The sequence below is a fragment of the Rummeliibacillus sp. POC4 genome (assembly GCF_003576525.1).
Classification (GTDB): Bacteria; Bacillota; Bacilli; order Bacillales_A; family Planococcaceae; genus Rummeliibacillus.
Map to the genome: position 1 here is coordinate 39636 of NZ_QWUA01000009.1, position 13958 is coordinate 53593.

Consider the following 13958-nt stretch of genomic DNA (forward strand, 5'->3'; position numbering starts at 1 on the left):
TGAGGATGTCAAATTATTTTAAATGCTGTAGATGATAACCTTTATTGACATAGAAGTACCATATTAATTTATCGGAAACAAAATTACTAAATTCCTTTCAAGATGAATATATATAACAGTATCGACAAAACTAAAAATGGAAAGAATTATGATAGTTTTAGCTTATTAAATCAAATGAAATTTGCAATTCGATTTCAATAACAAATACCATTGTTTAAGAGCAAGGAGCCGAAAAATGTCAAAAAGGATCCGTATACTTCTCGTTACTTGTATGATGATCTTCAGTTTATTGGGCTTACAAATTCCTACAGAAGCTGCTACTCCAAAACTAAATAAATCCATTGAGAAAATTGTGAAAAGTAAAATGGCAAATGCTGAGGTAAGTATTGCAGTTCGTGATGAAAAAGGAAAAGTCATCTACGATTTAAATGGAAATCGGCAACAAAAACCTGCATCGAATATGAAATTATTAACCGGTGCTGCTGCTTTAACAGAATTGGGATTGGATTATCGTTTTCTTACGAATATATATACAACCGGAAAAGTAAAAAATGGTGTACTTCATGGGGATTTATATATACAGGGGAAAGGCGATCCGACTTTAACAATCGAGGATCTTGAAGAATTTGCACGTTTTTTTGCATATTCAGGATTAAAGAAAATAGATGGACGTATCGTAGCAGATGATTTTTGGTTTGATCAAGACTTATTGACACCAGATATTCAAAAAGAGGACGAGTCCTATTATTACGCAGCACCTGTCACTGCTCTAACGATGTCCCCTGACAGTGATTACGATTCTGGTTCAATCATTGTAGAAGCAATAGGCAAAAAAGTCGGGCAGAAACCAAAGATTAAAATAACCCCTGAATTAGGCGACCTAAAGATTGAAAATAATGCTAAAACCGTTTATGCCAATCAATATAGCACCCTTAAGATAAAAAGAGAATATCGAACAAATAAAATTACGATTAGTGGCTATTTACCACTAGGGAAAGATGCGAAAGAGTGGATTACAGTACAAAATCCAACTGAACATACCATTACTTTGTTTAAACACGTATTAGAGAAAAATGGAATACAATTTTCAAAAGAAAAATTCTATCGTGAAAAAGTGCCAGCAAAAGCAAGGTTAATCGTTCAAAAACAATCCATTCCACTTGCAGAGATTATGATTCCTTATATGAAGTTAAGTAACAATAGTATTGCAGATATTTTGGTCAAAACAATGGGAAAGGTAAGAATAGGACAAGGAAGTACAAAAGCAGGTTTAAGTGTCCTAAAACAATATGCTTTTTCGAGACATTTACGTATTGATGATTGGACCTTTGAAGATGGCTCTGGTATGTCACATAATAATCGTGTATCAAGCGTAGATTTAACACATCTCTTGTTTGTCGTTCAGAAAGAAAAGAGATGGTATGGTACATTCTTTGATAGTTTACCAGTTGCTGCACATGCAGATCGAATTATCGGAGGATCACTTAGAAATCGATTTACTACGCCGTTAACTAGAGAAAAGGTATTTGCGAAAACAGGTGCAATCGAAGGCGTCAATACATTAAGTGGCTATTTCATAGGGAAAAGTGGGAAAAAGTATATTTTCAGTATTTTAGTACAGAACCAAAAAGGAACGGTTCCAGTGATTGATGAGATTGTAGAAGTAATGGCGGAGGAATTATGATGGGATTTGATAGAGAAGTAATTTCTTATGTTACACCATGCAATCGTTTAAAACTTGGATATTCCTATTAAATTGATACGTTTTTGAAACAACTACTTTGAAAACCATTGCCACAACTGTTATAGTAATAATTGATATTGAAAGGAGCGATTATTCTATGAATATGGATTATGATTTATTTATGCAAGATATGCTACGTCAAGCACGCAGTGAAATGACTGATAATGGTTATGAAGAACTAAAAACAGCTGAAGAAGTAGACGAAGCATTTAAACGTGAAGGTACAACTTTTGTAATGGTGAACTCAGTATGTGGTTGTGCAGGCGGTATTGCTCGCCCAGCAGCTGTTCATGCATTAAATTATGATAAACGTCCAGATCATTTAGTTACAGTATTTGCAGGTCAAGATAAAGAGGCTACTGCACAAGCACGTATGCACTTTGGTGAAGATCATATTCCTTCATCTCCATCATTCGTACTATTAAAAGATGGTAAACCAGTAGCTGAAATTGGTCGTCACGAAATCGAAGGACATGACCCAATGTCTGTTATTACAAATATTCAAGGTTATTTCGAAGAATTCTGTGAAGAAATTTAATCTTTTTTAAAGAGAAGAGCGCTATTTTCTATAGTGCTCTTTTTTTAGGAGGTGGTTTCTGTGAAAAAATTTCATATTGGCTATCGAATATTAAAAACGGCACTAGGTGCAGGATTGTCAATCGGTATTGCACAATATTGTCATTTAGATTTTTTCTCATCAGCAGGTATTTTAACAATCCTTTGTATTCAACCAACAAAGCGTAAATCTATTCATGCAGTTTATACGAGGGTTATGGCAACATTAATAGGTATTGTCATGTCCGTTGCTTTCTTTGAATTATTAGGCTATCACCCGTGGATACTAGGGTTGATGGTGCTATTCTTCTTGCCTATACTCGTTATGATAAAGGTTACACCTGGTTTTGTATCCTCCGTCGTTATTATTTTACATATTTTCTCTACAGCCCATTTCACATGGGGCTTGTTGATAAATGAATTATTATTAATGTTGATCGGTTTCGGAACGGCCTTAGCGGTGAATATGTATATGCCAGATATACAAATTAAGTTAGATGAATACCGTTTGAAAATAGAAGAATTATATAGCAAAATATTTAAGGAAATTACAAAATACTTGCGTAATGGAGACACTAGTTGGGATGGTAAAGAACTTGTTGAAGCGGATACAATCATCAACAAAGGTAAGGCACTTGCTTATCAAGATGTAGAAAATCACCTGACGAGACATGAAAATCTCTATTATCAATATTTTGATATACGTGAACGACAACTAGAAATAATTGAGAGAGTTTTACCGAAAATCACAAACTTACCGGTCATCGTAGAACAGGCGGAACTTGTAGCAGATTTTATGGAAGAGCTGTCTGAAAACGTCCATTCAGGTAATACAACTCAAAAATACCGTAGTAAATTAGAAGATGTAAGGATAGAATTTGCAAAGCTCCCATTGCCGACAACTCACGAAAAGTTCTTAGCCATGGCGTCACTATACCAATTCATCGAAGAAATGGATCGATACCTTGTCATTAAGAAAGATTTTAAAGGAATAAGACCATCATATCGGCGTTTGGCAAGAAAATTAAAAGATAGAAAACAGGGAAGTTCCCAAAATTGAGTTGAAAAATGTATCACTTTGAAGTGTGTTATTAACATTTCGGGTGGTGCACAAGCGTAAATATATGCTTTTAACACCATTTCAGATGAGTCACCTAAGCTATCGAATATGATAAAAAATTAACGATTTGGCAGGCTTATTCCTCTTACACCACAATAAAATTCTAAAGCAGACTAAAATAGATTAACGGATTTGTTCTTTTGTTCTTCATTCATCATATAACTTCACACGCCCTATAAGTCACATGTACCACTGCAAGACCGTTATTAATAATTAAAGTATGCTTGTAGCTTATCTCTGCTAAACAAACACCAGATACTCACTAAATAAGAGTCCTGGTGTTTTATATCATTATGAAATAATTAATATTCTGGAAGGTTAGAATCTTCCCAAAAAAATTCTCCAGTGTTTTCTATAACATTCTCAACAAAAGTTACAAACGATTCTTCTGTTGCCTCAGGCATTATATGTCCTACATAAATTGCACCTTGCGAAGAATGCTTTTTAAGCTTATGCGCGTCCACCATTATATATCCTACATCTGGAAATTCTCCAATAGGATAATCTTTTGTAGTCTTTAGATCTTCTTCTTTCTTAAATTCTTGAACATCTTTAAATCCTTCACGAATTTCGTCTAGACTAAAAAATTTAAATTCCATAAGATAACTTTTGAAAAGTGTCATACCATTATGTAGCAATAGAAATTCCCTATAATCTTGCGGGGCTTTTATCCCTAATTCTTTCTCAAGTGAACGAATATCTTCTTCTTTTGCTGGGGGATTAAAAATACACTTTTCACGTAAAACAGTACCATCACGTTCGATTAAGCCATCTGGATCTAATCGAGAAAAGTTTTCATCTAATTTACTTTTTAAATTGTCTAAAACTTTTTTGATTTCTGGCATATGTTGTTACCTCCCGACTATTTAATAATTAGCAAACCTCGAGGTGATTTTTTGATGTTTTTCTAGTAATTCCTATACAATTATTTAATTTTGATCTTCCTCCATATGCTACAGTTTTTATATGATGTAAGTCAATTTTATCTCCTGGCCAAATCTGGTTGCACGTTATACTTCTTTTCGTATTCATTTCTAATTTTTTTACTGGAGCTCGATTGTAATTTGCTCCTTTTTGCCAATCAGCGCGAATATTAGAAGCTACTTTTTTAGACCATTTATCTAATTGGGGAATTTAACTAATTTATTATTTAATAAAGTATATGTTCCATCGGGTATAGCCCTAATTTCTTTCTAACACCGCTGTCATTTTGATGGTAATATCTCTTATAATACCTTTTGAATTTAGATATTCCATATATTCACATTTTCCTCGGCATAGTGATTCCAAAAATGCTTAATCTTACGCTTCTATATTTATCGCTAGTCCTTTTTAACACCATAAACAAGCCCTCTTATATTCATAAGAGGGCTCTTTTTGCCTATCTATTCAATATAAACTGAGCGAACCAAAGTCCAGATTGATTCTTTGCCATTCGGGTGTTTTGTTTTCATGTCAACAGTCATGTTATATACGCCGGGTTTTGAAACTTTCGGTAGCTTGGAGGTGAACTTGGTTCCGTTTGTGCTCTTAGGATTAATCGTTTGCTTTAGTTCCTTTCCATTCGGATCTTTGAATTTGAAGGAAAGTTTTGTTGTTCCTGCTTGCTTTGGCGTTTTTAAGGTGAATGATGTTTGATCTGCCTTACCTTTGCCAGCCATGTCGAGTTCCAGCTTCCCAGGTTCATCAAAGGAGGAGACTAGTAAGTAGGCATCCTTGTCATTCGCTGCCTTCATTTGTACTGTCCAGGAACCTTCGACGAGTTCATCTGGTTGGAATGTATAAACGTTTGCGCCAGAGAGAATCATTTCATCTTTTACTGGGCCTGTAGCTTTCATAATTGTTCCGTCTGGTGCAACTAACTCAACAGTCGTATCATTGCTGGCTGTATAGACGGAGATAGTGCCATTTGTTTTGGCAGGAACATAGATTTCTTTTTTGGTGATTTGGTTATCTGATAGCTTGCCTCCCGTGATATAGTTGGAGGATTCACTGTGGATAGCCGCGTCTGTTTGACTCGATGTTTCGTTATTAGTGGACAATTGGCTGACGGTAGCACTGCGTAAATAAGGTTCAATCCTAGAAAAAACTTTGGAACCTTGACGGATATTATCATGATCAATTGTGCTATCGGTGAATAAGTGTGTGCCATAAGGCAGCTTTGCGCTGGTCTCTGTAACGAGTCCGTCATTTGCCCCATAGATAGATAAATAGGCTCCACCGAGGGATAGTGCAGAAAGGGCCGGTCCTTTGTTTGTTCCAGCTACCGTATAGTATTTATTTTTACTGCGGTTAGAATTGCTGTCAGTTACGGAGCGGAATTTTGCCATTTCCCCAACCTGTAATGAATAGGTACCTGCATCATTTTGCCCGAGCAGTTCCCCAAGCCATCCTGCATACCAGCTATATGAAAGGTCTGCTAATTCGGATCCATAATGAGGTGATCCTAATGTGATAACCCTGCCGACATATGAATGAGCTCCGTAATGTATAAGGGCTGCTTGAGTATCAGGGCCACCCTTACTATGAGCGATGATATTCACTTTCTGCCCATTAAAGTGTCGAGATATTTCTCCGAGCATGGAGGCTAGTAGGCGTCCATTTGTGTATTGATTTTCAGAACCATTGCCTGCCGCGTCATATAACTGGACGAAAACAGTCTGATATCCAGCTTCGTAAGCTTTCGTATATATGTCATTAACTCCGTGATAAGTTGTTTCCCCATACCAGCTTGTTGAGCTGCCATTCTTCCCTTGGACAAAGACAATCGGTGGTTTTGATGAAGTGTAATTCGGTGGACGGTCACCAAGGAACCATTCTCCAGGGGTGAAGGTTTCACCAGGTGGCTTCAGCTTTCCGGCTGATACTTCTAAAGAAAGAACATATGGCGTAAAAACCATTAAACATAAGAAAAAGACTAAAAACCTTTTCATCAATCGACTCATTAAACGCCTCCATTACAAATTCTTTTTTGAACTTTACTACAATTACGTGATGAAAACAGTTGATATTCCCAAATGTGTAAAAATGAATATTAAGTTGGGTTTCTATTATTGTGAAGCACCCTGTATTCCGATGGAGGCTTTGTGACTAAGGAAGAATATGTTCGACAATTCCATACAAAGAAACAGACTGTATGTACTTTAAAATTAAAACAAAATAAAAAATGTATCACATTTTGAAGCACATTTTTAAACACTTCAAGTGGTACATTTTTATTAACTTTGGAAGCAGATGACTATGCCCTTACTCTGATCAAAGCAATCTGTTCGTAGGAGTATTGCGATTTTGACAGCATTCGCCAATGTACTAGGCTATATAACTTATTAAATCGATATAATCATCTGGTGGGTGACAATCTTATCAAACGCTGTTCATTAAATGTCACTATGTCATTCATTTTTTAGATGAATATAAGATGAATATAATAAAACGAATAAAAGTGTAGGGAATGATAATAGTATCGAGGAAGTATGTAGAAGAAAATATTGAAATACTTAATGGAGAAATAGCTTTAAATAATATAGAAGCTTTTCCTTTATTTAGGCCAAAACATTCCTCTTAACAAAGAATCGATGAATTCTTCTTGTGTTAAAAAAATAGTGAGACCAGGTGCAGCAATGCAAAATCGGCCATCTGGTTGATAAAAAACTGGAACTGACTCGTTGGTTTCATATAAAAGTATTTTCTGTTTCTTTAAATGAGTAACTTTCTTTAAGTCTTGTGTGATCTTGAATAGCTCTCCCCAGAACGGAAGATATGGTTTCTCTTGATATAAACTAATTACTTTTTTTAAGTCTTTTTGAATTTCATTAATCATTTTCAGCCAACCTTAATAAATAAATTATTCTTTACACAAAATTTTATTATATTATATTAAACCAAATATTTAAATGGAGGATTTTTACAAGCTATTTAGTTTATGAATCTATAAGGATTAGTTTCTAATATGTTATATCGAATTCTAAGCTGTTATAAATTTCCCGACTGAACGCTGTATTATAAAGATTGCTATTATGAACATTGTATAAAACAAAGTAAATGCATACTGTTTTATTCCTGCGTACGATTCCATTCTTCTAAAGTCATTTTTTCAAATGCTTCTTCAAAGTCTAATCTTAAAGGAGATATAAATTCAAGACTATTACCATCTAGATCTTCAAAATAGATAGCTGCGTGGGCTTGAGGATTATTATTTAATACAAGCGGCTGTTCTTCACCGGAAAACCCGAAAGCAGGTCTTATTGCTATTCCTTTTTCCTCTAACCAATTTTTAATGTTATTCATATCGTCTCTATCAATTTGAAAAGCAACATGTCTTAGCGATGGGTGATAAGGGGTGTTCACTTTATCAGTTTCCCATAAACCTAACCAACTCTTTCCCTTTTCAATCCAAAAAAATACAACCTTTTTTGATTGATATGCGATCTCTAAATCTAAATTTTGGTAAAACTCAATTGATTTTTGAAGATTACTAACTGGTAAATGAGCTTCGTATAAACCTTTAATCATTGGAACACAACCTTCTTTCAAATTATTTTGTATATTTTGAGTATAAAGGTAAGTTCAATCAGTTAACATACAACTTTGGGATGAACAAATAATGACTGATCGAATTGCAATAAGAAATAATTATTACTTTATATAAAAAACATAACTTATACTTATATATAATTATGGGGTAAAATGGAAATGTAATGAATCAAAAGAAGAGATGGGTGATGTTAAAGAATGGGTATTGATTTTCATAATAAAGAAATTCGAGATTCTTATACATCTAGAAATGCTCACAACTCATGGATTGAAGCAATAAGTAAACTTGTTCCTATCAAGGATATTTCTAAAGCTTTAGATATTGGATGTGGAGGAGGAATCTACTGCAAGGCACTTTCGGATAGGGGAGTCGATTCTGTCACTGGCATAGATTTCTCTGAACCCATACTTGAAGGGGCAAGAGAAAATTGCAAAGAATATAAAAACGTATTTTTTAAGAAAGGCAATGCTTATGAGACAGGTTTAGATAACAATAGTTTTGATCTACTACTTGAAAGAGCATTGATTCATCATATTGAAGATTTACATGCATGTTTTAAAGAAGCGTATAGAGTGTTGGAGGATAACGGATTTTATATTATCCAAGATCGAACCCCTGAAGATTGTTTGTTGGAAGGCACTAATAGCAATATTAGAGGATATTTCTTTGAGCTCTTTCCAAAATTAGTTGAAAAAGAAACGAAACGCAGACATGATAGTCATTTGGTAATCGAAAAACTAAAAGAAGTTGGATTTAAAGAAGTTACGGAACTTAAATTATGGGAAACACGAAAAGTTTACGAAAACAAAGAGCAATTGCTAAATGATTTAAAAGAAAGAACAGGTAGAAGTATTTTACATGAATTAGACAATAATGAATTAGACAAGTTGACCAATCATATTAATCAGTCAATCTCAATAGAGACCAACATTGTCGAAAAGGATAGATGGACGATTTGGATGGCTATTAAATAACTTTTTATTCTTTCAGGCATTTAGCTTTATGAATCCACTTACTGTAATATTTATACTACTACTAGGCTTTTTAGATATTTAAGAGGAATTACACGCAAAATGTAGAATATAAAATAATGGGGATTGTTATAAGAATATGGTTTATGAGCAATGCGAGGGCTCTATACCACTAAAATGCAGTCAAAGGCTTATTCATTAATAATTAGTTTTAACTCGTTTAAGAGCATCCTTATGGGTGCTCTTTTACATACATTTGCTGAATTAGTAAGCTAGGAAAGAAATATTACTAAATTTTTGAAGTAATAAGTGTGGGATAGAAAGGAATTTATACATGTTTTTTATTCAAATGTCTGGGTTTCCTGGATCGGGTAAATCTACATTAGCCTTAGAAATAGCTAATAGAACTAACTGTATTATTATTGATCATGATGTAACGAAATCAGCATTATTACATTCAATTAACGAAGATGAGATTAATGGAAAACCGCTAGGCGGAATCGCGTATAATATTGATTTTGCGTTAGTAGATTTTTATTTATCACAAGGAAGAAATGTTATCCTCGATAGTCCTTGTTTGTATGATGAATTGATCGATAAGGGGACTATAATCACTCAAAAATATAATGCTAATTATAAATATATTGAATGCTATCTCGATGATTTTGTTGAAATAAACAGGCGTTTAAAAACAAGGAATAAAATGGTTAGTCAAATTTCAGAGGTGAAATCACTAGAAACATTTAATCGGACGCTTAAAAGTAGTAAAAGACCATTAAATTGTAAATGCTTTTCGGTAAATAGTGGGAAATCATTAGATACATATATTAACGAAGTTATAGATTATATTAATAGTTAACGAGGAGTAGTGATACATATGCGTAATTTTAAAGTCGAACTAATTGTTATAGGGGAAGGAACGTTTGATGAAATGATCGATTTTGAAACAGTCCAACTGATGATGCAGTCAGAATACGTTACAATTGCAGGGAATACTATCAGAGTAAACTATAAAGAGGTTACAAGCGATGGTATCGTAAGGTTTAAAGGTGAAAGAATATAAAATAGAGAGAGAGAGAACAGCAGAGGAGCAAATGATGAAATTAGGGTTAGTCACTTCAAACATTGGAAAATATGAAGAATTCAAAAGGACATTAAAGAAAATCGAAAACCTTGAACTGATTTTGATAGACAACATATCGAATAGTAATGAAGGATCAAATATTGAAAAAAATGCTCAAACGAAAGCCCTGACTGGTAGTATGGAGGTGACATATCCAGTAATCGCAACTGATGAAGGATTATTTTTAGATTTTCTTCCAAAGTCAGAATAGCCTGGTGCATATATAAGAAGAATAATCGGACCATATGCAACAGATGAGGAAATTATTGAACATTACACTAATCTAATCGGCGAAAATAAGACTGGAACAGGGACAATTATAACTTCCTATGTTATTGCTTTTGGAGATAAAATTATTAATAAGGGATTGTATGTTCAAGAGTGTATATTTAAAACGCCTGCCTCAAGTGCGAGAATCACAGGAAGACCATTAGCATCATTACACTATTCTGAGGAGTTCAACAAATTTTATAGTGAATTGAGTGCTAAGGAAGCAATATATGAATAATGATTTTTATAAGGAAATCGTCAAATTCGTCTTACAAACTCTAAAAATATAACAATAGCAAGTTAACACGAAAGGACAAGATTAAATCCATGCGAGCAGGAACAGTTATTTATAACCCAAAGGAAAAAGAAGTACTACTTATTCATAGACTAAAAAACGGACGTGAGTATTGGGTTAATCCTGGTGGAACGGTTGAAGAGAACGAAAGTGCATTAGAAGCAGCTATTCGTGAAACTCATGAAGAAATTAATTTAAAATTATCACCTCAAGATCTTACAACATTTGTTGAATTTCAAACGACGAAGAAAGAAGTTTACTTTCTAACAGAGCTGTTTGAGAAAAGTGAATTTGAAATTCATGGAGAAGAAAAAGAGAGAAGTTCAGAAAATAATATTTATCAACCAACATGGGTTCCTATTTCTGAAATTCAACATATAGAGTTAGTTCCTGAAGAGTTGAAAAAATCGATAGTAGAAATGTAGAAAGAGTGGTCAATATGCTAACTAACAGTTCTTGAATAGATGGAAAGCCAACGTTTTGGGTGCACTTCACTTCAACGTTGGCTTTTTCTATACGGTGATTCAAAAACTGATTGAAGTTTCAAATTATCTTTAAGATGTCTTTTCTTTTAAAGTCTTTGTCCGTTTTCTTGGCGTTTTTTTCTTTGTCTTTTTCAATGATGCTTGGAGTGCGCTCATTAGATCTGTCACGTTATCAGGGAGTTCTTTTTCTACATTATTAGCTGTAACTGTGTTTTCGGCTTTTTTCTCTTCGATTAAGTCTAAGAGAGCAGTTCTATAATCATCTGTATATTTATCCGGATCAAATGTTGTGGTTAGTTGATCAACGAGCATCAATGCCGTTTCAAGTTCTTTTTCCACAACTATTTGTTCGGAAGGTATATTTGGTACATCGCTAATGCTTCGGACTTCATCTGGATAATGGATGGTTTCCATTACTAAAGTATTTTTATAAACACGTAGGGCAGCTAATTGTTCTTTTGAGCGAATAATAATCTTAGCTACGCCAATTTTCCCGGAATCCTCTAGTGTCTTACGTAGAAGCGTATAGGCTTTTGAACCTGTTGCATCTGGAGAGATATAATAGCTTCTTTCAAAATAGATGGGATCGATTTCTTCTAGTTTAACAAAATCGATAATTTCAACAGCTTTATCTTCATTTTCTTTCCTCAAATTTTCTAAGTCCTCTGCATCTAATACGACAAATTTGTTTTTTGTATACTCGTAAGCTTTAACGATATCCGCTTCTTCCACTTCTTTGCCGCAACTTTCACATACCTTTTTATAACTAATAGGTGTATGGCATTCTTTATGCAGTTGACGTAACTTTACATCCTTATTTTCAGTAGCAGCATGTAATTTAATCGGAATGTTGACTAAACCAAAGCTGATACTACCTTTCCAAACTGTATGCATATTTTCACTCACCTTCTTTTCCTTATTATTGAAGACATTAGTTGTTTTTATGTATTAGATATTCGAATTGTTCAAAAGCTATTAAAAAAGCGTGAAGGTTGGATGGATGTTGAAACCGATGTTATTAACTCAATCAGATGAAATACCTAGTGGAGAGGATTGGATCTATGAAACAAAATATGATGGATTTCGCTGTATATTAGAATGGGTAGATGAACCTGTTTTAATCAGTCGAAATGGAAAAAATTTAAATCCTCACTTTCCAGAAATACTAGATTATTTACAAGAAATAAAAGATCAAATAAGTTCTTATTTGCCACTAAAAGTAGACGGAGAATTAGTATCCTTATCCAATAATTTCAAAAGTCAATTTTCAGTCGTGCAACTTCGTGGGAGATTGAAAAGTCAAAATTCCATTAATAAAAACGCTCATCAATTTCCGTGTCATTACGTCGTGTTTGATCTTCTAGAACGAAAAGGGGAGGATGTAACAAATTTAGAATTGATAGAAAGAAAGGAATTATTAAAGGAATTATGTGGGAGTGTGAACATCCCAACTTCTATTAATTATGAAGACAAAAGACGAGTTCAACTGATTGATGATTTTTTGGATGCCAGTAAGTTGTGGACAATTATAAAGATTCATAACGGAGAAGGTCTTATAGCGAAAAAAAGAAAAAGTACTTGGATGAGTGGTACTAGAACGACCAATTGGTTAAAAATAAAAAATTGGTTTTACGTAACAGTTATAGTAACCAAATTTGATAAGAAGAATGGCTACTTTACTGGAGCCGTATATCAGGATGATGCTCTTGTTGAAGTTGTTTTATTTCGTCATGGTTTAAAAGAAGAAGAGTTCAATGTATTAAAGAAGTTATTTGAAGACAGTGGGACTAAGTTAAAGAACGAAGTATGGGAGTTAGCGCCATCTTTTTGTGTAGAAATTGCTTGTATTGATTTTCTTGGGGGAATGTTGAGGGAACCAAGATTTCATACATTTAAACTTAATGTTGAACCAGAAGAATGTACTTGGGAAAAGATGCTACATCAACTTAAACCGATACCTGAATCTGTTCAAATTACGCATCCTGATAAGCCCATTTTCCAATCTATAGGGATAGTTAAAGAAGATTATCTTTATTATTTACAAAGTGTAGCGCCATTAATGTTATCCTTTCTTCGTAATAGACCATTAACACTTATTCGTTATCCGCATGGTGTACCCGGTGAGAGCTTTTACCAAAAGAGTAGTCCGGAAAAAGTGCCTGATTTTGTTTCTACAGCATTGGTAGATGATACGCACTTTATCCTTTGCAACAATATTGAAACACTTTTATGGTTGGGCAATCAGTTGGCTATCGAGTTTCATATCCCGTTCCAACCTATTCAGACGGTTTATCCTACGGAAATTGTGTTTGATCTAGATCCACCTTCAGTTGATGAATTTTCTTTAGCAGTTGAAGCAGCTCTTCAACTAAAAGCTATTTTTGATCAGTTTGAGTTAAAGTCGTTTATCAAAACATCAGGCGGTAAAGGTATGCAAATTTATATTCCAATACCAAAAGATACCTTTTCATATGAACAGACAGGATTATTCACAAAATTTGTATGTGATTTTTTGGTCGAACAAAATCCAAAATGGTTTACTATCGAGCGCTTAAAAAAGAATCGTCATAACAAGCTTTACTTAGACTATGTTCAACATCGTGAAGGAAAGACAATCGTTGCACCCTACTCACCGAGGGGAAATGCTCAGGGACTAATTGCAACACCTTTACATTGGGATGAAGTGAACCGTTCGCTAAAACCTCAAATATTTTCAATCCCAAATGTTCTAGCACGTATTAAGGAACAGGGGAATCCATTCCTTCCATTTAGAGACGTAGTTGTAGAAAATGAGCAATCGCTAAATAAAGTTCTTCAGCAGTTACAGAATAATTGAAATGAAAAAGGAGCACTCCAATAAT

General features: G+C 34.1%; 14 protein-coding genes. 9 read left to right on the plus strand and 5 right to left on the minus strand.

Annotated features, from left to right (window positions below; translation table 11 throughout):
* The first annotated feature begins 235 nt into the window (after nt 1-235).
* From dacB to D1606_RS04905, 3 genes are all read left to right on the plus strand, one after another.
* On the plus strand, nt 236-1684 hold the full coding sequence (gene dacB, locus D1606_RS04895) for a D-alanyl-D-alanine carboxypeptidase/D-alanyl-D-alanine endopeptidase (RefSeq protein WP_119414901.1): 1449 nt from the start codon (nt 236-238) through the stop codon (nt 1682-1684).
* A gap of 157 nt (nt 1685-1841) precedes the next feature.
* Nucleotides 1842-2282, plus strand: a complete 441-nt coding sequence (locus tag D1606_RS04900; RefSeq protein ID WP_119414902.1) for a BrxA/BrxB family bacilliredoxin — start codon at nt 1842-1844, stop codon at nt 2280-2282.
* Nucleotides 2283-2342: 60 nt separating this feature from the next.
* Entirely contained in the window at nt 2343-3359 is a 1017-nt protein-coding gene (locus D1606_RS04905) for an aromatic acid exporter family protein (protein WP_119414903.1), read from the plus strand.
* A 362-nt stretch (nt 3360-3721) separates the two neighbouring features.
* Here D1606_RS04905 and D1606_RS04910 read toward each other — a convergent pair whose 3' ends face one another.
* The 4 genes from D1606_RS04910 to D1606_RS04925 all read right to left on the minus strand — a co-directional run bounded on the left by D1606_RS04910 (nt 3722) and on the right by D1606_RS04925 (nt 7931).
* Entirely contained in the window at nt 3722-4264 is a 543-nt protein-coding gene (locus D1606_RS04910; protein ID WP_119414904.1) for an SMI1/KNR4 family protein, read from the minus strand.
* A gap of 540 nt (nt 4265-4804) precedes the next feature.
* Complete coding sequence (locus tag D1606_RS04915) at nt 4805-6364, minus strand: lipase family alpha/beta hydrolase (protein WP_119414905.1); 1560 nt, start codon at nt 6362-6364, stop codon at nt 4805-4807.
* 593 nt (nt 6365-6957) lie between these two features.
* Nucleotides 6958-7239, minus strand: a complete 282-nt coding sequence (locus tag D1606_RS04920) for a hypothetical protein (RefSeq protein WP_119414906.1) — start codon at nt 7237-7239, stop codon at nt 6958-6960.
* A 233-nt stretch (nt 7240-7472) separates the two neighbouring features.
* A complete protein-coding gene (locus tag D1606_RS04925) occupies nt 7473-7931 on the minus strand; it encodes a VOC family protein (protein ID WP_119414907.1) in 459 nt (152 codons plus the stop codon).
* A gap of 219 nt (nt 7932-8150) precedes the next feature.
* Between D1606_RS04925 and D1606_RS04930 the strand changes: the two genes are divergently transcribed.
* The 5 genes from D1606_RS04930 (at nt 8151) to D1606_RS04950 (ending at nt 11037) form a co-directional block, all read left to right on the plus strand.
* Nucleotides 8151-8927 carry a class I SAM-dependent methyltransferase gene (locus tag D1606_RS04930; protein WP_119414908.1) on the plus strand — a complete coding sequence of 259 codons (777 nt, stop codon included), beginning with the start codon at nt 8151-8153 and terminating at the stop codon, nt 8925-8927.
* Nucleotides 8928-9258: 331 nt separating this feature from the next.
* The gene (locus D1606_RS04935) at nt 9259-9783 is read left to right on the plus strand and encodes a P-loop nucleotide/nucleoside kinase family protein (protein WP_119414909.1); all 525 of its coding nucleotides are present in this window, start codon (nt 9259-9261) and stop codon (nt 9781-9783) included.
* Nucleotides 9784-9801: 18 nt separating this feature from the next.
* Complete coding sequence (locus tag D1606_RS04940) at nt 9802-9987, plus strand: hypothetical protein (protein ID WP_119414910.1); 186 nt, start codon at nt 9802-9804, stop codon at nt 9985-9987.
* A complete protein-coding gene (locus D1606_RS04945; RefSeq protein WP_119414911.1) occupies nt 9974-10258 on the plus strand; it encodes a non-canonical purine NTP pyrophosphatase in 285 nt (94 codons plus the stop codon). Before D1606_RS04940 ends, D1606_RS04945 begins: the two co-directional genes overlap by 14 nt.
* A gap of 386 nt (nt 10259-10644) precedes the next feature.
* On the plus strand, nt 10645-11037 hold the full coding sequence (locus tag D1606_RS04950; RefSeq protein ID WP_119414912.1) for an NUDIX domain-containing protein: 393 nt from the start codon (nt 10645-10647) through the stop codon (nt 11035-11037).
* Nucleotides 11038-11166: 129 nt separating this feature from the next.
* Here the strand turns inward: D1606_RS04950 and ku are convergent, their stop codons facing one another.
* A complete protein-coding gene (gene ku, locus D1606_RS04955) occupies nt 11167-11991 on the minus strand; it encodes a non-homologous end joining protein Ku (protein WP_119414913.1) in 825 nt (274 codons plus the stop codon).
* 109 nt (nt 11992-12100) lie between these two features.
* On the opposite strand from ku, the gene D1606_RS04960 reads away from it, so the two are divergent.
* Nucleotides 12101-13933, plus strand: a complete 1833-nt coding sequence (locus tag D1606_RS04960; RefSeq protein WP_119414950.1) for a DNA ligase D — start codon at nt 12101-12103, stop codon at nt 13931-13933.
* The last annotated feature ends 25 nt before the right edge of the window (nt 13934-13958 follow it).